The sequence below is a fragment of the Ruegeria sp. Alg231-54 genome, assembly GCF_900143525.1.
GTDB lineage: Bacteria > Pseudomonadota > Alphaproteobacteria > Rhodobacterales > Rhodobacteraceae > Ruegeria.
On record NZ_FREZ01000001.1, the window covers coordinates 192,760 to 214,607 of the forward strand.

The 21,848-nt window shown below is 58.3% G+C and carries 18 protein-coding genes and 1 tRNA gene; 7 read left to right on the top strand and 12 right to left on the bottom strand.

Annotation, left to right across the window (positions count from 1 at the left end; genetic code table 11):
- Positions 1-59 precede the first annotated feature (59 nt).
- A complete protein-coding gene (locus DHN12_RS00985) occupies positions 60-2,102 on the top strand; it encodes a ComEC/Rec2 family competence protein (RefSeq protein ID WP_108858510.1) in 2,043 nt (680 codons plus the stop codon).
- Here the strand turns inward: DHN12_RS00985 and lexA are convergent.
- The 6 genes from lexA to DHN12_RS01015 form a co-directional block, all read right to left on the bottom strand.
- The gene (gene lexA / locus DHN12_RS00990) at positions 2,099-2,797 is read right to left on the bottom strand and encodes a transcriptional repressor LexA (RefSeq protein WP_058271750.1); all 699 of its coding nucleotides are present in this window, start codon (positions 2,795-2,797) and stop codon (positions 2,099-2,101) included. The genes DHN12_RS00985 and lexA overlap by 4 nt on opposite strands.
- Before the next feature lie 78 nt (positions 2,798-2,875).
- On the bottom strand, positions 2,876-4,048 hold the full coding sequence (gene glp, locus DHN12_RS00995; RefSeq protein ID WP_108858511.1) for a gephyrin-like molybdotransferase Glp: 1,173 nt from the start codon (positions 4,046-4,048) through the stop codon (positions 2,876-2,878).
- Entirely contained in the window at positions 4,045-4,518 is a 474-nt protein-coding gene (gene moaC, locus DHN12_RS01000) for a cyclic pyranopterin monophosphate synthase MoaC (RefSeq protein ID WP_108858512.1), read from the bottom strand. The genes glp and moaC overlap by 4 nt, the downstream gene beginning before the upstream one ends.
- Positions 4,518-5,330, bottom strand: coding sequence for an indole-3-glycerol phosphate synthase TrpC (trpC, locus tag DHN12_RS01005; RefSeq protein ID WP_108858513.1), 813 nt, complete (start codon positions 5,328-5,330; stop codon positions 4,518-4,520). Before trpC ends, moaC begins: the two co-directional genes overlap by 1 nt.
- A complete protein-coding gene (trpD, locus tag DHN12_RS01010; protein WP_108858514.1) occupies positions 5,327-6,346 on the bottom strand; it encodes an anthranilate phosphoribosyltransferase in 1,020 nt (339 codons plus the stop codon). Before trpD ends, trpC begins: the two co-directional genes overlap by 4 nt.
- The gene (locus DHN12_RS01015; RefSeq protein ID WP_108858515.1) at positions 6,343-6,924 is read right to left on the bottom strand and encodes an aminodeoxychorismate/anthranilate synthase component II; all 582 of its coding nucleotides are present in this window, start codon (positions 6,922-6,924) and stop codon (positions 6,343-6,345) included. The genes trpD and DHN12_RS01015 overlap by 4 nt, the downstream gene beginning before the upstream one ends.
- Before the next feature lie 195 nt (positions 6,925-7,119).
- On the opposite strand from DHN12_RS01015, the gene DHN12_RS01020 reads away from it, so the two are divergent.
- A complete protein-coding gene (locus DHN12_RS01020; protein WP_108858516.1) occupies positions 7,120-8,712 on the top strand; it encodes a divergent polysaccharide deacetylase family protein in 1,593 nt (530 codons plus the stop codon).
- 45 nt (positions 8,713-8,757) lie between these two features.
- Here the strand turns inward: DHN12_RS01020 and trpE are convergent, their stop codons facing one another.
- The 5 genes from trpE to fabI all read right to left on the bottom strand — a co-directional run bounded on the left by trpE (position 8,758) and on the right by fabI (position 14,761).
- Positions 8,758-10,269 carry an anthranilate synthase component I gene (gene trpE / locus DHN12_RS01025; protein WP_108858517.1) on the bottom strand — a complete coding sequence of 504 codons (1,512 nt, stop codon included), beginning with the start codon at positions 10,267-10,269 and terminating at the stop codon, positions 8,758-8,760.
- A gap of 12 nt (positions 10,270-10,281) precedes the next feature.
- A complete protein-coding gene (locus DHN12_RS01030) occupies positions 10,282-12,123 on the bottom strand; it encodes a peptidyl-prolyl cis-trans isomerase (protein WP_108858518.1) in 1,842 nt (613 codons plus the stop codon).
- Between the two features lie 84 nt (positions 12,124-12,207).
- Positions 12,208-13,383, bottom strand: coding sequence for an aminotransferase (locus tag DHN12_RS01035; RefSeq protein ID WP_108858519.1), 1,176 nt, complete (start codon positions 13,381-13,383; stop codon positions 12,208-12,210).
- Between the two features lie 57 nt (positions 13,384-13,440).
- On the bottom strand, positions 13,441-13,950 hold the full coding sequence (gene gpt / locus DHN12_RS01040) for a xanthine phosphoribosyltransferase (RefSeq protein ID WP_058271741.1): 510 nt from the start codon (positions 13,948-13,950) through the stop codon (positions 13,441-13,443).
- Between the two features lie 4 nt (positions 13,951-13,954).
- A complete protein-coding gene (fabI, locus tag DHN12_RS01045) occupies positions 13,955-14,761 on the bottom strand; it encodes an enoyl-ACP reductase FabI (protein WP_108858520.1) in 807 nt (268 codons plus the stop codon).
- A 135-nt stretch (positions 14,762-14,896) separates the two neighbouring features.
- Between fabI and pdxH the strand changes: the two genes are divergently transcribed.
- From pdxH to DHN12_RS01065, 4 genes are all read left to right on the top strand, one after another.
- On the top strand, positions 14,897-15,502 hold the full coding sequence (pdxH, locus tag DHN12_RS01050; protein WP_108858521.1) for a pyridoxamine 5'-phosphate oxidase: 606 nt from the start codon (positions 14,897-14,899) through the stop codon (positions 15,500-15,502).
- Between the two features lie 142 nt (positions 15,503-15,644).
- On the top strand, positions 15,645-16,151 hold the full coding sequence (locus tag DHN12_RS01055; protein ID WP_369934646.1) for a cold-shock protein: 507 nt from the start codon (positions 15,645-15,647) through the stop codon (positions 16,149-16,151).
- Positions 16,152-16,158: 7 nt separating this feature from the next.
- Positions 16,159-16,626, top strand: coding sequence for a DUF192 domain-containing protein (locus DHN12_RS01060; RefSeq protein ID WP_108858523.1), 468 nt, complete (start codon positions 16,159-16,161; stop codon positions 16,624-16,626).
- A 43-nt stretch (positions 16,627-16,669) separates the two neighbouring features.
- Positions 16,670-16,746 (top strand) — tRNA-Pro (locus tag DHN12_RS01065).
- A 10-nt stretch (positions 16,747-16,756) separates the two neighbouring features.
- On the opposite strand, the gene DHN12_RS01070 is transcribed toward DHN12_RS01065, so the two are convergent.
- Positions 16,757-17,191 carry a hypothetical protein gene (locus tag DHN12_RS01070; protein ID WP_108858524.1) on the bottom strand — a complete coding sequence of 145 codons (435 nt, stop codon included), beginning with the start codon at positions 17,189-17,191 and terminating at the stop codon, positions 16,757-16,759.
- Between the two features lie 534 nt (positions 17,192-17,725).
- On the opposite strand from DHN12_RS01070, the gene DHN12_RS01080 reads away from it, so the two are divergent.
- On the top strand, positions 17,726-21,346 hold the full coding sequence (locus DHN12_RS01080) for a vitamin B12-dependent ribonucleotide reductase (protein ID WP_108858526.1): 3,621 nt from the start codon (positions 17,726-17,728) through the stop codon (positions 21,344-21,346).
- Positions 21,347-21,848 lie beyond the last annotated feature (502 nt).

Sequence of the window (21,848 nt, forward strand, 5' to 3'; positions counted from 1 at the left end):
GTAACCGTGTCGGGCATAGATTGGGGCCTGTCTAACGAGCCGGAAGGACGGGGGCAACCATGCGTGTTCTGGCACGGGTCGAGACCGCAATACTGAACCAGACAGGGTATTTGTTTCAATGGTCTCCGGTGAGTCTGGCAGTCGGTATTGGTCTGTATTTCAGCTTGCGGTTTGAACCGGGGTGGATGGTCTACGCAAGCCTCGTGGCCGTGATTGCCATTTGCCTGGGCGTGGCGCGCAGGCTGCCGTCTGGCTGGGCTACGTTGACAACAGGGGGGGCGCTGATCGCTGCCGGGTTCATCCTGGCAGGTGCGCGCGCTCATACGGTGGCAGAGCCGGTCCTGTCATGGCGTTATTACGGCCCGGTCGAGGGGCGGGTCGTAGCCATGGATCGCTCTGCGTCGGATGCGCTGCGGATTACGCTGGATCGGGTGCGTATAGGGGATGTGCCCGGTGACCGGCGGCCGCAGCGCGTCCGGCTTTCCTTGCACGGAGGCGTACGGTCGCTTGTGCCCGGCCAAAGGATCATGACCACTGCCCATTTGTCGCCCCCGCAAGGCCCGGTGGAACCGGGAGGGTTCGATTTTCGGCGACACGCGTGGTTTCAACGGCTGGGGGCCGTGGGATACACCCGCGTCCCGGTGCTGATCGCTGCGCCCCCGCAGCCCGAAGGCATCCGCATTATAGCATGGCGAATGGCGATTTCCCACCATGTCCGCACGATCCTGCCGGGTGAGATCGGCGGGTTTGCGGCCGCCGTCACAACGGGTGATCGCAGCGGTATGGGGCAAGAAACGCTAAAGTCACTGCGCGCATCCAACCTGGCGCATCTGTTGGCGATTTCGGGTCTCCACATGGGCTTGCTGACCGGGTTCGTCTACTTGATGTGCAGGCTTTTGTTCTCGTCCATTCCTGCGCTGGCCCTCAGATTGCCTGTGCGCAAAATGGCGGCTGTATGTGCGATGGTCGCGGCCACGATTTACTTGTTGCTGTCTGGTGGAAACGTCGCCACGGAACGCGCCTTTGTCATGGCGTGTGTCATGTTGATGGCCATACTGATCGACAGACGCGCGATTTCCCTACGGGCCGTTGCGGTCGCCGCACTTATTGTACTCATTCTGCGTCCCGAATCCTTGCTTAGACCGGGGTTTCAAATGTCGTTTGCCGCAACGACAGCGCTTGTGGCAGTGTTCGGAGCGTTGCGTGACATTGGACCGATGCCGGGGCCAAAGTGGCTGAAACCTGTTGCGGGCCTGCTGATGTCCTCGGCTATCGCGGGGTTTGCAACCGCGCCAATTGGTGCGGCGCATTTCAACACATTGTCTCACTATGGCCTTCTGGCCAACATGCTTTCGGTGCCGGTCATGGGCATGGTTGTCGTCCCCTCGGCCGTGGTGGCAGCACTGCTGTCGCCATTCGGTCTTGAGATGGTGCCGCTGGCAGTGATGGGGCTGGGTTTAGAGTGGATTCTTGCGGTTTCGCAATGGGTATCGGGATTTGACGGCGCGCAAGGATATGTTGTCAGCCCGCCGCACCCTGTCCTGCCGCTAATTGCGCTTGGCGGCCTGTGGCTTGCGCTGTGGCAAGGACGGGCCAAATGGGTTGGGGTGGCACCAATGGCCGTGGCGTTGATATTATGGGGGCAGGGAAATCGCCCTGAAATACTGGTTGCGGATAGTGGTGGTCTTGTTGGCGTGATGACCGAACAAGGACGCGCCTTGAGTAAGAAAAAGGGAAGCGGGTTTGTCGCAACCGTCTGGCTGGAAAATGATGGGGACGGGGCAGATCAGCTGCATGCGGCCAGCCGTTGGCCGCATGATTCCGGCACCATTCAACGGTATGACTGGCAGGGCAAAGAGGTGTTGCACGTTACAGGCAAACGCGCGGCGCGCGGGATCAGTGCCTGCAATGCCGATCAGATCGTGATTTCTGCCGTGGCGCTGCAACTGTCCGGTGGCTGTGAAGTCTTTGATCCGAAACGGCTGCTGGAAACGGGAAGCCTGTCCCTGTCGGGCGGCAAGATCACAACGTCTAAAGAGGTGATGGGCGACAGGCTCTGGTCCCCGAACACATCCGGGAACCGGGATACCAAGCAGTTTTAGTAGCTGCGGATCAGTCCAACCAGACGACCCTGCACCTTGACCTTATCTTCCGGCAGAACGCGGGTTTCATAGGCGGGGTTCGCGGCCTCAAGCGCAATCGCCTGCCCGCGGCGGAAGAACCGCTTCAAGGTGGCTTCCTGATCTTCGACAAGAGCAACAACGATATCGCCGTTGTCGGCAACCGAGGTTTCCCGGATTACCACCACGTCGCCATCGTTGATACCCGCGTCGATCATCGAGTCGCCACGCACTTCCAGCGCGTAGTGCTCTCCTTTTCCGGAAACCATTGTTCCGGGTACCGCGACGCGGTGCGAGACGTGGCTGATCGCTTCGATTGGAACACCGGCGGCGATGCGGCCCATCACTGGCAATTCCATCGCATCGACGGTCACCGGCTCAAAGTTCGCGGGGCGGGGACCGGAAGGCTTGTCGCCTTCGATCACACGCGGCTTGAAGGCCACTGTGGGTTCTCCACCCAGGCTTTCCGGCAGTTTGACGATTTCAATCGCCCGCGCACGATGCGCCAGACGCCGAATGAACCCGCGTTCCTCTAGTGCCGTAATCAATCTGTGGATGCCGGATTTGGACCTGAGGTCCAACGCGGCCTTCATTTCATCGAAACTGGGCGGAACACCGTCCGCCTGAACGCGTTTGTGAATGAATTCCAACAAATCCAACTGCTTCTTGGTCAACATTGCTCACACCTCATCGGTCATGCGTTTTCTTTTGTTCTACGCATGTTCACGTTTTGTGTCAACGGATTTGAGCGGGATTTAGATCGGCAGGTAATGAACCTCATCCCCGGCAGGTCGGGCGGGGTCATGCGGAGTCCGCACCAACAGAGCATTTGCCTGCGCCAAAACGCTGAGCAGTGAACTGTCCTGATCGGAACATGCGCGAATGCCGGTTTCATCCAGCATAGCCCGCATGTAATGCTCACGCGGACCGTTTTCGCCGAGCGGTTCAGCAAGCCTTGCGGTTCGCAATGGGGGCAGAACCTGTTCGACACCCAACATCCGACGCACCATTGGCAACAGGAAGAGATAGCCACAAACCATTGCACTGACAGGATTTCCGGGCAAGCCGACCATTGCCGTTTGTCCCAATCGACCCGCCATCAGGGGTTTGCCGGGGCGCATTCGGATCTTGTAGAAAGATTGCTCCATTCCCAGCCCGGTTGAGACATCTGACACCAGATCGTAGTCTCCAACCGATGCGCCGCCGATGGTCACAACCAGATCTGCTCCTTCGGCCAGTCCGAAGGCTGTTTCAAGCGATGAGAGCGTATCGCGCGCGACCGGAAGGATGCGGACGTGCGCGCCAACGTCCTCTAACAGTGCTTTCAAGCCAAACGTATTGGATGCGATGATCTGATCGGGGCCGGGGGTTTCACCCGGCATTACCAGCTCATCACCGGTGGAGATCAGAGCGACAACAGGCTTTCGAGTCACTGGAGCGGTCGCAACATTCATCGCCGCCATCAGCGCGATGTCTTCTGCGCGCAAACGACGGGGGGCCGAGATCTTTGTTCCTGCTTTGAAATCGACGCCCGCAGGTCTGATATTCGTTTTTGGGCCGGGCAGGTCCGAGATTGTGATCAGGTCGCCGCGACGTTCGGTATCTTCTTGTATGACAACGAAATCAGCACCTTCGGGAACCGGGGCACCAGTGAATATGCGCACCGCCTGTCCGGGCCCGACGCAACCGGTGTAGCGGTTGCCGGCTGCCGACTCGCCGATGACCTTGAACATGGCGTGCAGCTCGACCTCGGTCGATTTCAGCGCGTAGCCGTCCATCGAGGACGCTTCAAATGGCGGCTGGTCGCGGGTGGCCTCGACATCTTGTGCGAGAATACGGCCCGCCGCGTCCGACAAAGCAACGGTCTCGCTTGTCAGTGGCGAGACCAGATCAAACAGCAGTGCGCGAGCCTCTTCGACAGTGATCATTTCGCCTCGTAACGCCCTGATTTCCCGCCGTCTTTCAGCAATACACGGATGTCGCCGATTTCCATGGCTTTGTCCACAGCCTTGGTCATGTCATAGACCGTCAAGGCAGCCGTAGAAACGGCGGTCAGCGCCTCCATCTCGACCCCAGTCTGGCCTGAGGTTTTGACCGTGGCCTGTACCTGCACACCGGGCAAGTCCGGATCCAGCGTCAGCTCGACAGCGACCTTGGTGACTGGCAGCGGGTGACACAAAGGGATCAGATCAGGCGTTTTCTTTGCGCCCATGATGCCCGCAAGACGTGCCACGCCCAGAACATCACCTTTCTTAGCGCGGCCTTCGGAAATCAGATCAAAGGTGTCCTGCGCCATTTTGATGTGGCCAGCCGCCACGGCGACACGGTCGGTGACTTCCTTATCCGAGACATCGACCATATGGGCCTGTCCCTGAGCATCAAAATGGGTCAAGGGCATCACATGACTCCGGGGATCAGAGGGCTTGCGAGAAGGTGGCGGGTGGCTGCTGCCACGTCGTCCTGACGCATCAGGCTTTCACCGATCAGGAAGCTGCGCGCGCCGTAGCGAGCGATATCGGCCAGATCTTCAGGCGTGCTCAGACCGCTTTCGCAGACGATCATCCGGCCCGCTGGCACCAGCTTCGACAGGTGCCGGGTAGTATCAAGAGATGTCTCGAAGGTCTTGAGATTACGATTATTTATCCCAATCAGTGAGCTTTTTAGCTCGGCTGCACGTTCCAACTCTTCCTGGTCGTGAACTTCGATCAGGACATCCATACCCCAGTCGAATGCCGTCTGCTCCAGTTCGGCGGCTTGCGCGTCGTCGACCGATGCCATGATGATCAGAATGCAATCTGCGCCCAAAGCACGCGCTTCGACCACTTGATAGGGGTCGTACATGAAATCCTTGCGCAGCGCCGGAAGCTCGGTGGCAGCGCGGGCTTCGGTCAGGTACTCTTTTGCACCCTGAAAACTCGGCGTGTCGGTCAGCACCGATAAACACGCAGCGCCGCCTTCCTCATAGGCTTTGGCCAGAGCGGGTGGATCGAAATCCGGGCGGATCAGACCCTTGGACGGGCTGGCTTTCTTGATCTCGGCAATCAGGCCGTAACCCCGACGCGCCGCTGTTCGAAGCGCATAGGCAAAACCGCGAACCTCGGGCGCGTTACGAGCCTCGTTTTCAAGCGTTTCCAGCGACTTCTGCGCTTTGTCTGCCGCAACTTCTTCAAGTTTATAGGCTTTGATCTTGTCCAGAACCGTCTCGGTCATGCGGCCTCCTGCGTAATTCGGGCCAGGGCCGCGATTTTGTCTTTAGCTTTTCCGCTGTCGATGCTTTCCCGCGCCTTGGCAGCACCGTCTTTCAAGTCATCAGCAGAGCCAGCAACCACAAGGGCCGCAGCGGAATTCAACAGAACAGCGTCGCGGTAGGCCGATGGCGCGCCGTCCAACAAGGCGCGGAAGGCCACGGCGTTTTCCTCGGGCGTTCCGCCGATGATATCCTCGAACGGGTGGACCGGCAGCCCTGCGTCTTCGGGATGCAGCTCGACCACTTTCACAACGCCATCTTCCAGCGCGGCGACCCAGCTTACGCCGGTGATCGTCAACTCATCCGTACCATCCGATCCGTGTACCAACCAGGCGTGTTCAGCGCCCAGCAGTCCCAGCGTTTCCGCCATTGGCCGGATCAGGTCGCGACTGAACGCACCGGTCAGTTGACGCCGAACACCAGCGGGGTTGGTCAATGGGCCAAGGATATTGAAAATCGTACGCGTCCCAAGCTCTTGCCGGCTGGGCATTACATGCGCAATAGCAGGATGGTGCATGGGCGCCATCATGAATCCAATGCCGACCTCTTGCAGAGCCTTTTCAACGGTTTGCGGGCCAACCATAACGTTGATGCCTAGCTGACCCAACGCATCTGCGGCACCTGATTTAGAACTCAGGTTTCGGTTGCCGTGTTTGGCGACAGTGACGCCAGCCCCGGCGACAACAAATGCTGTGGCGGTGGAAATGTTCAGTGTGCCTTTGCCGTCGCCGCCAGTGCCAACGATATCCATCGCACCTGCCGGTGCTTTGACCGCATTGCACTTCGCACGCATCACAGCGGCGGCAGCGGCGTATTCGTCTACCGTTTCACCGCGTGTGCGCATCGCCATTAGCAGGCCGCCGATCTGGCTGGGTGTGGCTTCGCCGTCGAACAGGATGCCGAACGCCTGTTCAGCCTCGGCACGCGTTAAAGGTCGATCGGCTGCGGCTCCGATCAATGGCTTCAGAGCGTCGCTCATGCAGGTACTTTCATCTCGGACAGGAAATTCTTGAGCAGAGCGTGGCCATGCTCAGAGGCGATTGATTCCGGGTGGAACTGGACGCCGTGAATGGGCAATTCTTTGTGTTGCAGGCCCATGATGGTGCCGTCTTCCAGTTCTGCCGTGATCTCAAGGCTGTCTGGCAACTTGTCCCGATCCACGATCAGCGAATGATAGCGGGTCGCCTCGAACGGGGTGGGCAGGCCAGCGAACACGCCTTTACCGGTGTGGTGCATCATTCCCATCTTGCCGTGTACAATCTCATGGCAGCGGACAACGTTGCCGCCAAACACCTGTCCAATCGTCTGATGACCAAGACAGACCCCCAGAAGTGGTGTCTTTGTTTCGGCTGCCGCTTCTGTCAGCGCCAGACAAATACCGGCCTGATCGGGATCGCACGGACCTGGGCTAAGAAGGATCCCCGCGGGGTTCATCGCCATGGCTTCTTGCACGTCCAGAGCGTCATTTCGCCGAATGACCATTTCGGCGCCAAGTTCGCCTAAATAGTGTACCAGATTGTAGGTAAACGAGTCGTAGTTGTCGATCAGCAGCAGCATTTGGGCACTTGTCTCGGCTTGGGCATTTCGGACTGGCGATACAGCCCCTAGCCACGGTATAATGTCGGGACATACATGCTCAGGCTTGCGGGGCAGCGTCAAGAGGACATCCTGTTCAGGGCGCAATCGCAGGCCAAAGGCGCGGTAAACGGCGTTGAGGCGATCGAAGCAGGATGAAGGCGAGAGGCAGTTAAGATGGGCGGATTTTTAGGCGGGATGATCGCAGGGGCGGTCGTTGTTGGTCTGCTTGGTGCGGTACTATCCCTGAATACCCCTTTGACCCGGAAACCGGTTGTAAACGCCGAGGCCCCCGAGCCTGCACCGGCTGCGGCCCCCGAGGTCAGCACCGAAGCGGCTGAGACGGTGGCAGATGCCGATCTGGTGACCGCGCCGCCGGTGACATCCGATGCGTCCGGGGATCAAACGGACAATCTTGCAGGGCTGGCGGACGTGGAGACTGTGCCAGACTCTGAGCCGACGATCAGTGAGGCCGTCACGCAGGTCGAAGGGGTCGAAATACCTGAAACGGTTGAGGTAACCACATCAAACGAGGCTCCGGTTGTGCCGCAGTCTCCTGCGCAATTGCAGCCATTGCCCAGCACCGAAGGTGAGCCGATCATTTCGGAAACCGCGCCGGAACCGCCGGTTGCACCCAAGCAAGAAGAGACCATTGCCGAGGTTGAGCCGCAGCCCGCGCCGGAGGTTCTGGAAATACTGCCCGAGCCGAAAGTAGAACAGGTGCAGCCCGAGGTGACAGATGCCCAGCCTGAAGTCGCAGAGCCGTTGCCCGAAGTCACCGAAGCGGAAATTGAACCAGAACCTCTGCCCGAGCCCGAGGTCGCAGCGGTTCAACCGGAACCACAGCCGCAGCCTGAACCCACGGCAATCGAACCCCTGGAGCCCGAGGTCGATCCGCTTGAGAACAACCCGATCGCTGTAGAAGGGGACGAAGACCCACAGCTTAAAAAGCTGCCCCGGATCGCAGCGGTCCCTCAGATCGGCGGTGAAGAAACGGATACTGACGGTCTGACCATTGGTAAACGAGTCGTCCCGCTGACTGAACGCGATGACGCGCCGGTTTCAGCGGACGAGCAACCCGCGATACTTCTACCCGGTAAGCCAATTGATGCCTATGCCGCCAAGTTCGAAAACCCCGAAGCCAAACCGCTTATGTCGATCATTCTGATTGATGATGAAGGGGCGTTTGGGGCCGAGGCGTTAAAGGACTTCCCATACCCACTGAGCTTTGCCGTCAGCCCGTCTGACCCCGATGCGGCCGAAAAGATGGCCCGCCATCGCGCAGCCGGTTTCGAGGTTCTGGCCCTTGCCGACTTGCCCAGGGCGGCCAGCGCACAAGATGCTGAGGTTTCGATGGCTGTGTGGCTGGACACTCTGCCGGAAACCGTTGGTATTCTGGAAGGCGTGGGAACCGGCATTCAGGGTAGTCGCAAATTGGCCGATCAGGTGGCCGCAATTGCCGGTGATACCGGGCGCGGGCTTATCACCCAGGACAATGGCCTGAACACTGTCCAAAAACTGGCCGCTCGCAACGGCATCCCTTCCGGGGTCATCTTTCGCGACATCGACGGTGCCCGTCAGGACCCCACGATCATGCGACGTTTCTTGGATCAGGCGGCGTTCCGGGCTGGTCAGCAGGGAACTGTCGTCATGTTGGGACGGCTGCGCCCGGACACGATTTCGGCCCTGTTGTTATGGGGGCTGGAAGATCGCGGTGGCCGCGTGGCCATGGCCCCGATTTCAGCGGTCATGACGCAAGAAGCTCAGTAAGGCTGAAGATGAAAAACGGCTGACCATGAGGTCAGCCGCTATTCTTTAAGAGTTGCCAGAGCCGGTAAACCGGGCCGCGTCCGCAGCAGCGCGCCGAATGGCGTTCGATTTGTGGACGGTTTCCATGAATTCGGCCTCGGGGTCGCTGTCATAGACCACGCCTCCGCCTGCCTGAATATAAAGCTTCTGGTCTTTCACAATGGCCGTACGCAGCGCGATACACATATCCATGTCGCCGCCCGCGCTGAAATACCCCACACCACCGCCGTAAACGCCGCGCTTTTCGGGCTCTAGCTCGTCGATGATCTCCATTGCACGGACTTTTGGCGCGCCTGAAACGGTGCCCGCAGGCATCCCGGCAAAGAAGGCATCCAGTGCGTCTTTGTCTTCGGCCAACTCACCAACAACGTTGGAGACGATGTGCATTACGTGACTATAGCGTTCGATGATGAACTCTTCGGTCGGTCGCACAGTGCCGATCTTTGAGACCCGACCGGTGTCGTTGCGACCCAAATCCAGCAGCATCAGATGCTCGGCCAACTCTTTCTTGTCGGCCAGAAGATCGACCTCGTTGGCCTTATCCTCTTCAGGGGTCGCGCCACGTGGGCGAGTGCCTGCGATGGGGCGGATTGTCACCTCATCGCCGAAGACACGGACCAGAATTTCGGGGCTGGCGCCCACGACCTGAAAGCCGCCAAAGTTGAAATAGAACATGAAGGGCGACGGGTTCGTGCGCCGAAGCGAACGATAGAGCGCGAAGGGAGGTTGCGGAAAATCCTGCGTCCAGCGCTGTGCTGGGACGACCTGAAAGATGTCGCCCGCGCGGATGTATTCCTTGGCCTTTTCGACCGCTTCCAAATAGCCGGATTTGGTGAAATTCGACACCGGCGCGGCCACTTCGGAGGCATCCCCAAGATCGCGCGTTTCGGCAGGCATTGCACGTTCCAGATCGCGTACCGCGTCCATGACACGTTCTGCGGCCTGTGCATAAGCAGCCTTGGCCGATTGCCCTTCGCTGACCCATGCGGGCGACACAACCGTGACCTCGCCCTTGACGCCGTCCAGTACCGCGATGACCGAGGGTCTGAGCATGATGGCGTCAGGCAGGCCAAGCGGATCGGGGTTCACATCGGGCAGGTATTCCACCAGCCGCACCATGTCATAGCCGAGATAGCCAAACAGCCCGGCTGCGGCTTGGGGCAGGTCGTCCGGCAGGTCGATCTTACTTTCCGCCAGCAGCGCCCGCAGGTTATCCATCGGGTTGCCGGTTTGGGGCGAGAACGCATCGGGGTCGAACCGGGCCGAGCGGTTCAGCTCGGAAGTCTTGCCGTGGCAACGCCAGATCAGGTCCGGCTTCATCCCGATAATCGAATAGCGGCCACGAACCTCACCACCGGTGACCGATTCCAGCATGAACGCGTCTTTCTGCGCGCCTGTTAGCTTGAGCATCAAGGAAACCGGCGTGTCCAGATCAGCGGCTAAGCGGGTGTAGACAACCTGATTCTCGCCTGCCTCATAGGCGCGGGCGAAGCTGTCGAAGTCGGGGGTCAGCGCCATATTCAGTCTCTTTTAATAGCTCGCCTGAACAGCATTCAGGGCCTGCTGATCTACGACGGGACGGGCACGGACCTGTGCATCGCGGACAAAGGCATCAAAGATGTTCTGGGCCAAAGCCTGATCCAGCTGCGCGGTAAGGGCCGCTTGGACCTGACGCAGCTCATCTGTTTCTGCAGGCGGCAACAGTTCATCCAGACGCACGATAAACGCGGTTCCGGCACCGGGAATGACGCGCAGATCTCCTTGTTCCATTTCGAAGACCTGCGTCATGAAATCTGCGGGCACATCTTCCAAAAAGGCCGTGCGTGTCAGGGCGTTTTCTACCCTGAACGGCAATTCGGTGGCGGCAAAGTCACCGTCGGTCTGCACCTGCTCCAGAACAGCATTTGCCTGTTCTTCCAACGCCTTGTTGGTTTCGGCCTGGGTCCAGGCGGCAACAACGCGGTCACGTGCGGACTCAATCGGTTCCGGCCGGGGTTCGAGAACTTCGTTTAGACGCAGGGCAAAGATCGAGCCATCTTCAAGAAACGCGACTTCGGGAAAGTCGCCATCCTGCACGGCTTCGGCTGCACTGCGGAACCCGTCATAGGCGGCGACGCCTTCACCGGTTTGCGCGGACCAGTCGATCTGGCCCAGCTCCATTTCGGTCTCGGACGTCAGTTCTTCCAAAGTCGCGCCGCCGGCCAGCATGTCATTGATATCTTCGGCCTGCGCCTCAATCTGGCGGCGGGCGCGATCGGCTGCCAATTCCTCGCGCAGGGCAGGGGCGGCGTCTTCAAACGACGTGTTGTTTTCGGCAAGCGAGCCATTGATGCGGAACAGCGCCGGTCCGAAAGTGGAAGGCAGCGGGCCGACAACAGCGTCCAAATCGGCAGCAAAGACACCATCGGCGGCTTCGCCCAGATCCTCGCGGGTGACGTCGCCAAGGTCGATATCGCTGAGCTCAAGTTGGCGATCCCGAACCAGTTGCTCGAAGGTCTTACCGCCAACCTCTAGCTGGGCCATGGCGTTTTGGGCTGCGTCCTGATCCGGGAAGGTCAGGCGTTCGACCAGGCGGCGTTCGGGCTGCTGGAATTCAGCCGCGCGCTGTTCATACAAACGCTTTACCGAATCCTCGTCGACTTCCACGTCGTCGAGCAGCATTTCGGGCGACAGGATCGCATACGTCAGCTTTTTGGTGCGCGGCAGGGTAAACAGCTCGGTGTTCTCGTCATAAAACGTTTGGACCTGCTCGTCGGTCGGGGCGGCAACAGGTGCGGGCAGGGCGTCCGGTGCCAAAGTTGCGATGGTAAAGCTGCGGCGGGCACCAACGTAGTCGGTCAACACCTGCGTGAGGGTTTCGGGCATCTTCACACCGCTAACCACGGCACTCTGCACGATTGTGCGGGATGTTTCCTTGCGCAGGTCCGATTCGAACTCGGTATCGGACATGCCGACCTGTTCCAGTTGGAACTGATACGCGTCGCGGTCAAATGTGCCGTTGACGCCCTGAAAAGCCGGGATCGCAACGATTTCCTCTTGCAGGTTCTCATCCCCGATCGAGATGCCCAGCAAACCGACCTCATTGTCCAGCGCTGCCAAAGCCGTCAGGCGCGACAAGGCAAGACGATCCAGACCAAACTCCATGGCCTGCGACATTTGCAAAGGCTGGCCTGTCTGTTGTTCAACCGCGCGAATTTCGCGCTGCAGCTCGCGGACATAGTCATCAACCGAGATATCCTCGTTCCCGACCTGGGCCACCGAACGCACGGTGCCAGAGAGGCTGGTTGCGCCAAATCCTGCAAGTCCGAGCATCAAAAGGCCCATGAGAATCCAGACAAAGGTCTTTGATAACTTTTTTACGCCTGCGGCCATTGTGCCCTCTTCGTGCTTTTGTCGGCAGGTAACTGCCCTGTCGGTTGCGGCCCTGAATACGACGCGCACCGTCGGGGAGCAAGCTCAGAAGGACAGAGCAGCCAGCCGTTCGAACAATTGCCCCAATCCGGCGCGGTCCAGATTGGCAAATGCGATACGAACCTGACGTTTTCCGGCCGCATCATCTTTAGGCATGAACATTGTGCCTGGCAGCAGCAGGATGCCCGCCTCGGGGACCAGTCGTTGGGCCAGTTCGTCCGATGGGATATCGAACGGGTGTTCGAAATAGGCAAAATAAGCGCCCAGACCCAGCAGCCGCCAACCCTTGTCCGTCAGGCTTGGCAACAGCTCGGCAATTGCGGTGCGGCGGTTGAGGATCTCATCGCGTTCACCTGCCAGCCATTGCGACAGGTTCTGCATTCCCCAAAGGGCTGCGTGCTGGCCGATCTGGCTTGGGCAGATGGCGACTGTGTCCAAAAACTTTTCAATCTCGGATAGCAGGTCAGTGCCGGTCGCAATCGCGCCGACACGGTGGCCGGTCAGCCTGTATGCTTTGGAAAAGGAATAGAGGTGGATCAGGGTTTTATCCCAGTCAGGCTGGGCGAACAGGTCATGCGGTGGGCCGCTGCGGCTGTCGAAATCCCGATATGTTTCGTCCACGATCAGCCGGATGCCGACCTCCAGCGCAAGATCAAAGAATGCGCGCACCAAAGGGGCAGGGTATTCCACTCCGCCGGGATTGTTCGGGGTCACAAGAACGATGGCGCGTGTTTTGTCGGTGATCAGAGCACGGGCTGCGTCCGGATCGGGCAGCAGAGCGTCATCGGTGGGCAGATCCACGGTTCGGACGCCTGCCATGTCCAGCCACATCTTGTGATTAAAGTACCAGGGCGTCGGAACGATGACCTCGTCATCCTGATCTGTGATTGCTGTGATCGTAGCGGCAAATGCCTGATTGCAGCCCGAGGTGATTGCCACCTGATCGCTGGACACCTGCGCGTCATAATGCGACCCGATCTGAAGGGCGAGTTCAGCTCGCAGGGCTGGATTGCCCAGAACCGGCCCGTAAAGATGGGCGCTGTCTTCGGTCACGGCAAAGCTGGCAATCGCTTCGCGCAACGCTAGGGTCGGTGGATCGACCGGGGCCGCCTGGCTGACGTTGATCAGGGGACGGTCATCAGGAAACTCCACCCCCTCCAACCAGCGCCGCGCCTCCATGACCGGAGGGGCAAATGTCGCGGTGGTGCGGGACTGGGTCATGAAGGGCCTGTCCTTGGTAAGGCTTTGCCTCACTCTTTGTGGGTTGAGAGGGTTCTTTTAGTCGGTCCCGCGGTAGGGCTCGACATATTGCAGAGCCATATCCCACGGGAAAAAGATCCATGTGTCCTGGCTGACCTCAGTGATGAACGTGTCGACCATCGGCCGGCCCTTGGGCTTGGCATATACCGTTGCGAAATGCGCCTTGGGGTACATTGCGCGCACCAGCTCCAGCGTTTTGCCGCTGTCGACCAGATCGTCGATGATCAGAATACCTTCGCCGTCGCGCATCAGCTGGGCATCGGGGGCTTTCAGCACCTCGGCTTCGCCTTGGTCCTGATGGTGGTACGAGCGCACGCTGACTGTGTCGACGGTGCGAATGTCCAGCTCGCGGCTGACGATCATCGCAGGTGCCATACCACCACGGGTGATGGCCACAACTGCGCGCCATGCGCCGTCATCCGGACCTTGCCCGTCCAAACGCCAGGCCAAGGCGCGGGAATCACGGTGAATCTGATCCCAGCTGATGTGAAACCCTTTTTCGTGGGGCAGGCGATCCTTGGCGCTCATGTCATTAACCCTTTTCGACGTCAGGTGCGTCGACGGCTTTCATGCCGACAATGTGATAACCCGAATCCACGTGCAGGTTTTCTCCTGTTACACCGCTGCTGAGGTCAGACAGCAGATACAGAGCAGATTTGCCGACATCGTCGATGGTCACGTTGCGACGCAGGGGCGAGTTATACTCGTTCCATTTCATAATATAGCGGAAGTCGCCGATGCCGCTGGCGGCCAGCGTCTTGATCGGACCGGCCGAGATCGAATTCACGCGGATCCCGTCCTTGCCCAGATCCTCGGCCAGATACTTGACCGATGCTTCCAGCGCAGCTTTGGCAACACCCATCACGTTATAATGGGGCATCACCTGTTCCGCGCCATAATAGGTCAGGGTGACTGCGCTGCCGCCTTCGGACATCATCTTCTCGGCCCGTTGCATCACAGCGGTGAAGGAATAGACCGATACGTCCATGGTCAGTTTGAAGTTCGCACGCGACGTGTCGACGTAGCGGCCCCGAAGTTCGTTCTTGTCCGAAAAACCGATGGCGTGAACAACAAAGTCCAGCTTGCCCCATTTCTCTTCCAGAGATGTGAACAGCGCATCAATCGATTCTTCGTCACTGACGTCGCAGGGCAGAACAATTTCGCTGCCAAGCTGTGCCGCCAGTGGATCAACGCGTTTTTTAAGTGCGTCGCCTTGATATGAAAAAGCCAGCTCTGCTCCGGATTCGGACAAAGCACGGGCTATTCCCCATGCGATTGATTTATCATTGGCCAGTCCCATGATGAGGCCGCGTTTGCCGGCCATCAACTGATTTGACATGTTTGGTTCTCCGCCTGTCTTCGCGTTATATTGGGATGGTTTATGCCATTGGGTGCGCTGCATCAAGGCCGGGCGCTCTTGCCCGTGGCGGGTTCTCGCCCTAGGGTGGGCTTTATTAGTTTCCAGGGGATGGGAATGAGCGAACGTAGCGGCATATTTGCCGGCACCGATCCGTTTGAAATAGCGGGGCGGTGGCTGGCCGAGGCCAAAGATAATGAACCGAACGATCCGGACGCGATCGCTTTGGCGACCGTCGATTCGGACGGCATGCCAAATGTGCGCATGGTTCTGCTGAAAGAGATCGAACCGGCAGCTTTTGTGTTCTACACCAACTACGAAAGTGCCAAGGCGGCCGAGTTGGACAGCGCCGGAAAAGCTGCTTTTGTGATGCATTGGAAATCTTTGCGGCGGCAAATCCGCGTTCGTGGTACAATAACCAGAGAAAGCGGGCCGCAGGCGGATGAGTATTATGCGTCCCGCTCGCTAAAAAGCCGATTGGGGGCCTGGGCGTCCAAGCAGTCTCAGCCTCTCAGCAGTCGCTCGGTTTTAATGGCCGAGGTGGCCAAGGTAACGGCCAAGTTGGGCCCGAACCCGCCACGCCCGCCGTTCTGGGGCGGCTATCGGCTGGTGCCAACCGAAATCGAATTCTGGGCCGATGGGGCCTTTCGGTTGCACGACAGGTTCCGATGGCAGCGGGATCAAGTGGGTTCCGACTGGCAGATACAGAGGTTAAATCCATGACGTTCGCGTATCGTGAAATGCAAGAAGCCGAAAACAAAGGGTTTTTTCAGCTTGAATTTGCGAGCCATTCCCATACACATCGGACCCTTAACGAAATGACAATTTTCGCGATGGGAACGCCGTGCCAGAAGATCTGAACAACATGTACCGCGTCCGTGGACACGTGAAATGGTTCGACCCTGCAAAGGGTTTCGGGTTTGTTGTGTCTGATGAGGGCGGTCCGGATATTTTGTTGCACGTCAATGTGTTGCGTAACTTCGGCCAAAGCTCGGTCGCGGATGGTGCGGGCATAGAAATCATGACCCATCGCACGGACCGTGGTGTTCAGGCGGTTGAGGTCATCAGTGTTGATCCGCCCGCGCGGACGGACACGATGATGCTGGCTGATTTTGCCGAGCTTGATCCGGTTGAGATCGCCGCTGCCCCGCTAGAGGCCGCGCGAGTCAAATGGTTCGACAAAGGCAAAGGCTTTGGGTTCGCCAATGTTTTTGGCCGTGGTGAAGATGTGTTCCTGCATATCGAAGTTCTGCGCCGCTCTGGTCTGTCGGATCTGCAGCCGGGCGAGGCCCTCGCGATGCGTGTCATCAGTGGCAAGCGTGGACGTATGGCGGCTCAGGTACTGGCCTGGGAAGCTGCTTTGGACGACTGAGTGTTTCATGCCTAAGTTTTTCCCGGGTCTTTTAGCGGTTTTGTTGCTTTGGTCCGGGATGACTTGGGCTGCGTGTAAGCCTGATCAGATCGACATCAAGAACGACTCGGCTCAAATCCGTTTCAATATCGAATTGGCGATTAGCCCGCAGGATCGGTCGCGTGGATTGATGTTCCGCGAGTCGCTGCCAAACCGTTCGGGCATGCTGTTCGTTTTTGACCCGCCGCAGCCCGTGGTGTTCTGGATGAAGAACACGCTGATTCCCCTGGACATCATTTTCCTCGATCGGGCCGGTACGGTGACGCATGTCCATCAAGGTGCGATTCCCGGTGATCTGACGCCAATCGAAGGCGGCGATTCCGTCTTTGCGGTTCTCGAAATCAACGCGGGACTGGCCGCGCGCTACTCGATTAAGCCCGGAACCGTCATGCGGCACGAAATTTTTTCGCAAGGTCCTGCAATTTGGTCCTGTTAGGGCTTTTCAAATCAGATTGGCATGGTTAGGAAGGCGCACGGTTCGGGGCGTGGCGCAGTCTGGTAGCGCACCTGTTTTGGGTACAGGGGGTCGTAGGTTCGAATCCTGCCGCCCCGACCACTTCTTTCACTTATGTTGGCGATCCACCCAACGCTTGGTAAAGCGCGCCAAGCGCCTTATCCAGCGTTTCGCTTTCCACTGGTACTTTGACCGACGGACCACTTTTGCGTGGAACGTTGAAATACAGCTCGGCTTCGACAAGGTAACCCGAGTTGTTCTTGGTCGTTGTCAGCCGCATCACGCTTTTGGGCAGATCCTGAGGGTAACCGTCATAGTTTAGAATCAGAAACGCGGTCATGTCCGGCGGTAGAAGCTCGGTGCATTCGAAAACCCGATTCCCGGTATTTTCAAAGCGTTCACCCGGGCCGTCGCAGCTTATCTCGAACGTGTCGAACAGCCTTTTGGGGAAATCATCGAACTGGGCGCTGCGTGCCGGAGGGGGCACATCTTGTGGTGTGCAGGCCACGATCAGGGCCAGAATCGGAATTAAACGTAAAATCGACAACTGTCCCGTCCCCTTTGAGTGATCGCGCCCGGCGGATTACCTGACGCCGCGGTTCAAAATGACCGCTTCGTGATTCTCATCCAACCTAGACACCTTAGCGTTAGATTATCAAATTTCGATAACTGTGCCGGGAAACACAGTTAATTTACCTGCGGGTTTTTGGAATCGCTAGGTGTACTTGGTGGATGAACCTGTGGAGGAATCAGAACAGGATGTCCGGAAGCAAGGTGTCAGAAATGGGTCAACACAAAAGATATCAAAAATGACCTAAAAATGGCGTTGACGATCTATGGGTCGATACGCCAAGTTGTATGGGCCGGAAGGGTTGCCACAAAATCTGGTATCAAAACCAGAATGGGGCACAGGGCGAGGGTCGGAAAGCACACCATAGTAACGTGCAACCGTTTGATCGGTTTTGCGCTGCGGAATGCAGAGGCTGGTCTATTGCGCCCAATTTTATACGGCATGGCGATCGGTCCGCGTCTGAGGACCTGACGCTGAAAGACAAGTTGATTGAATCTAGGGCGTGCGGACATGAAGATTGACAGGAAATTTACGAAACCGGGGCAGGACGCTTATGCGGAACTGGACTTTGTCTCAGCGACGTCTGAGATCCGAAACCCCGATGGCACCATCGTTTTTCGCCTGGACAACATCGAAGTGCCCTCGCGTTGGAGCCAGGTTGCCAGCGACGTCATTGCGCAAAAGTATTTCCGTAAAGCGGGTGTGCCGACTAAGCTGAAGAAAGTAAAAGAGAAAGACGTCCCCGAATTCCTGTGGCGCTCGGTCCCGGCCGATGGCGCGGAGTTTGATGGCGAGACGTCTTCTAAGCAAGTTTTTGACCGTCTGGCAGGTGCCTGGGCCTATTGGGGCTGGAAAGGTGGCTACTTCTCGACCGAAGAGGATGCGCGCGCCTACTTTGATGAGATGCGCTATATGCTGGCGACGCAACGCGCCGCACCGAACAGTCCGCAATGGTTCAACACCGGTTTGCACTGGGCCTACGGAATCGACGGCCCCGCGCAGGGTCACCACTATGTCGACTACAAAACCGGCAAGCTGACCAAATCGAAATCTGCATACGAACATCCGCAGCCGCACGCGTGCTTCATCCAGTCTGTCGATGATGATCTGGTGAACGAAGGCGGCATCATGGATCTGTGGGTGCGCGAGGCGCGCCTGTTCAAATACGGCTCGGGTACCGGGACCAACTTCAGCCACTTGCGCGCAGAAGGCGAGGCGTTGTCGGGTGGCGGCAAGTCCTCGGGTCTTATGGGCTTTCTCAAGATCGGCGACCGCGCCGCTGGCGCGATCAAATCAGGCGGAACAACCCGTCGAGCAGCAAAGATGGTAATCGTCGATGCTGATCACCCTGACATCGAGAAATTCATCGAATGGAAGGTGATCGAAGAGCAGAAGGTGGCCTCGATCGTAGCCGGATCGAAGATGCACGAGAAGATGCTGAACGGCATTTTCGAGGCCATCAGCACATGGGACGGCGCGCAAGACGACGCGTATGATCCCAAGAAGAATGACGCCCTGAAGAACGCGGTTCGCGAAGCCAAAAAGGTCGCGATCCCAGAAACTTACATCAAGCGCGTTCTGGACTATGCCAAGCAGGGTCACGACAGCATTGAGTTCCCGACTTACGATACGGACTGGGATTCGGAAGCCTATAGCTCGGTCTCGGGTCAGAACTCGAACAACTCGATCCGCGTGACCAATGCATTTCTGACCGCAGTTGAGAAAGATGCCGATTGGGAACTGATCAACCGCACCGATGGCAAAGTTGCCAAGACCGTCAAGGCGCGCGACCTTTGGGAAAAAGTCGGCCACGCCGCATGGGCCTGTGCCGATCCCGGCATTCAGTTCCACGACACCGTCAATGAATGGCACACATGCCCCAAAGACGGTGAAATCCGTGGTTCGAACCCGTGCTCGGAATACATGTTCCTTGATGACACAGCTTGTAACCTGGCCTCGATGAACCTGCTGACCTTCCTCAAGGATGGTGAGTTCCAGGCGGCAGACTATATGCATGCCTCGCGCCTGTGGACCCTGACGCTGGAAATCTCGGTGACAATGGCGCAGTTCCCATCCAAGGAAATCGCGCAACTGTCCTATGATTTCCGCACCTTGGGTCTGGGCTACGCGAACATCGGTGGTCTGCTGATGAACATGGGCTACAGCTACGACTCGGATGAGGGTCGGGCGATCTGTGGCGCACTGACCGCGATCATGACCGGTGTGGCCTATGCGACCTCGGCCGAGATTGCCGGAGAGCTTGGCCCCTTCAAAGGCTATGAGCGCAACGCAGACAATATGCTGCGCGTCATCCGCAACCACCGCCGTGCCTCGCAGGGTGTTACTGATGGGTATGAGAAACTGGCCGTGAAGCCGGTGCCTCTGGACCATGGCAACTGCCCGGACAAGCGTCTGGTCGATCTGGCGATGTCGGCTTGGGACGAGGCGCTGAGCCTTGGCGAAAAGAACGGCTATCGCAATGCGCAAGCCACGGTGATCGCGCCCACCGGCACCATTGGTCTGGTGATGGATTGTGACACGACCGGGATCGAGCCGGACTTTGCTCTGGTGAAGTTCAAGAAGCTCGCGGGTGGTGGTTACTTCAAGATCATCAACCGCTCGGTGCCGTCGGCGCTGGAAAAGCAGGGCTATTCCTCGTCTCAGATTGAAGAGATCGTGGGTTACGCGGTTGGTCACGGCACCATCGGCAACGCGCCGGGGATCAACCACACCTCTCTGACCGGTCACGGGTTTGGCCCAAATGAGCTGGCCAAGGTGGATGCCGCACTGGAAAGCGCCTTTGATATCCGGTTCGTCTTCAACCAGTGGACGCTGGGCGAGGATTTCTGCACCGGCGTTCTGGGCATCCCGGCGACCAAGCTGAATGACCCGACCTTCGATTTGCTGCGCCATCTGGGCTTTACCAAGGCGGATATCGACGCGGCCAACGACCATGTCTGCGGAACCATGACGCTGGAAGGCGCGCCGCACTTGAAGGAAGAGCACTATTCGATCTTCGACTGCGCCAACCCGTGCGGCAAGAAAGGCAAGCGCTTCCTTGGGGTTGATAGCCACATCACCATGATGGCCGCGGCGCAAAGCTTTATCTCGGGTGCGATCAGCAAAACGATCAACATGCCGAATGACGCGACCATCGAGGATTGCCAGAAAGCTTATGAACTCAGCTGGTCGCTGGGTGTGAAGGCCAATGCGCTATACCGTGACGGTTCGAAACTTTCTCAGCCTCTGGCAGCCGCACTGGTCGAGGATGACGACGAGGCGGCAGAGGTGCTGGAAAGCGGCTCGGCCCATGAAAAAGCCGTCGTTCTCGCCGAAAAGGTCATCGAGAAGGTTGTCGTCAAGGAAATCATCCGCAGCCATCGTGAGAAACTGCCGCATCGCCGCAAGGGGTATACCCAGAAAGCGATCGTCGGTGGCCACAAGGTCTATCTGCGGACGGGTGAGTTCGAAGACGGCAAGCTAGGCGAGATCTTCATCGACATGCATAAGGAGGGCGCTGGCTTCCGGGCGATGATGAACAACTTTGCCATCGCAGTGTCGGTTGGCCTGCAATACGGCGTGCCGCTGGAAGAATTCGTCGACGCCTTTACCTTCACCAAGTTTGAACCGGCGGGAATGGTGCAGGGCAACGACTCGATCAAGAACGCGACGTCGATCCTGGATTATATCTTCCGCGAATTGGCCGTGTCCTATCTGGACCGCACCGATCTGGCCCATGTGAAACCCGAAGGTGCCACATTTGATGATCTGGGCCGGGGCGAGGAAGATGGTCTGTCCAACGTATCAGAGATCAGCGACAGCGCCGCGTCCAAGTCCTTGGAAGTGTTAAAACAAATCAGCTCGACCGGTTATCTGCGCAAACGTCTGCCGCAGGATCTGGTGGTGTTCAACGGCGGCCAACCTGAAGTGAACGGCATGGCAGAACCGGCCGCGCAATTCGAAGCTCCGGTTGCGGAAACTGCCGTTGCCACGGGCATGGACGCACGGACCAAGGCCAAGATGCAGGGGTACGAGGGCGATCCTTGCGGCGAATGCGGAAACTACACGCTGGTGCGCAATGGCACCTGCATGAAGTGCAACACCTGCGGGGCAACCAGCGGGTGTAGCTAAGGAAAACGCCCCGTCAGGCGGGGTGTAGGGATCGGGATTTCCCCTCGGATGTCCGATCCCGACGAACACGGAGCAAGGCGTTGAGACTTACCAAATACGCCTTGGTCCACTCGGTCGACATGCGCGTGTCGACCGGGAACAGGGTGGGGCGGAATATTTGCTCTTTCCCACTCTCTCACGGGACGGGTGCGCTCGTTCCATGCGACGTCCAGGCCGCAGGCAAACAAAACACCGGGCGGTCAACGAATGGAGCCTGGATGGCGAAACTGACAGGGGGCTTCGGCCCCCTTTCTTTTTGCCCCTCCGAGTCGGTGATTTAGGCAGGGCCTTGCCGGAACGGCACAGGCGCATCGGGCAAGAACCGCCGAAACGTGGATTGTACGTTTCGCCCAGCGGTTGATTGCAGACGCGACTCGGACAAACACGCGGAGAATGGCGCGAAACAGCGCGTGTTGCCGGGTTGGGGTGACGACGTTCATCGGTTTGGTGTCTGTGGTGCCTG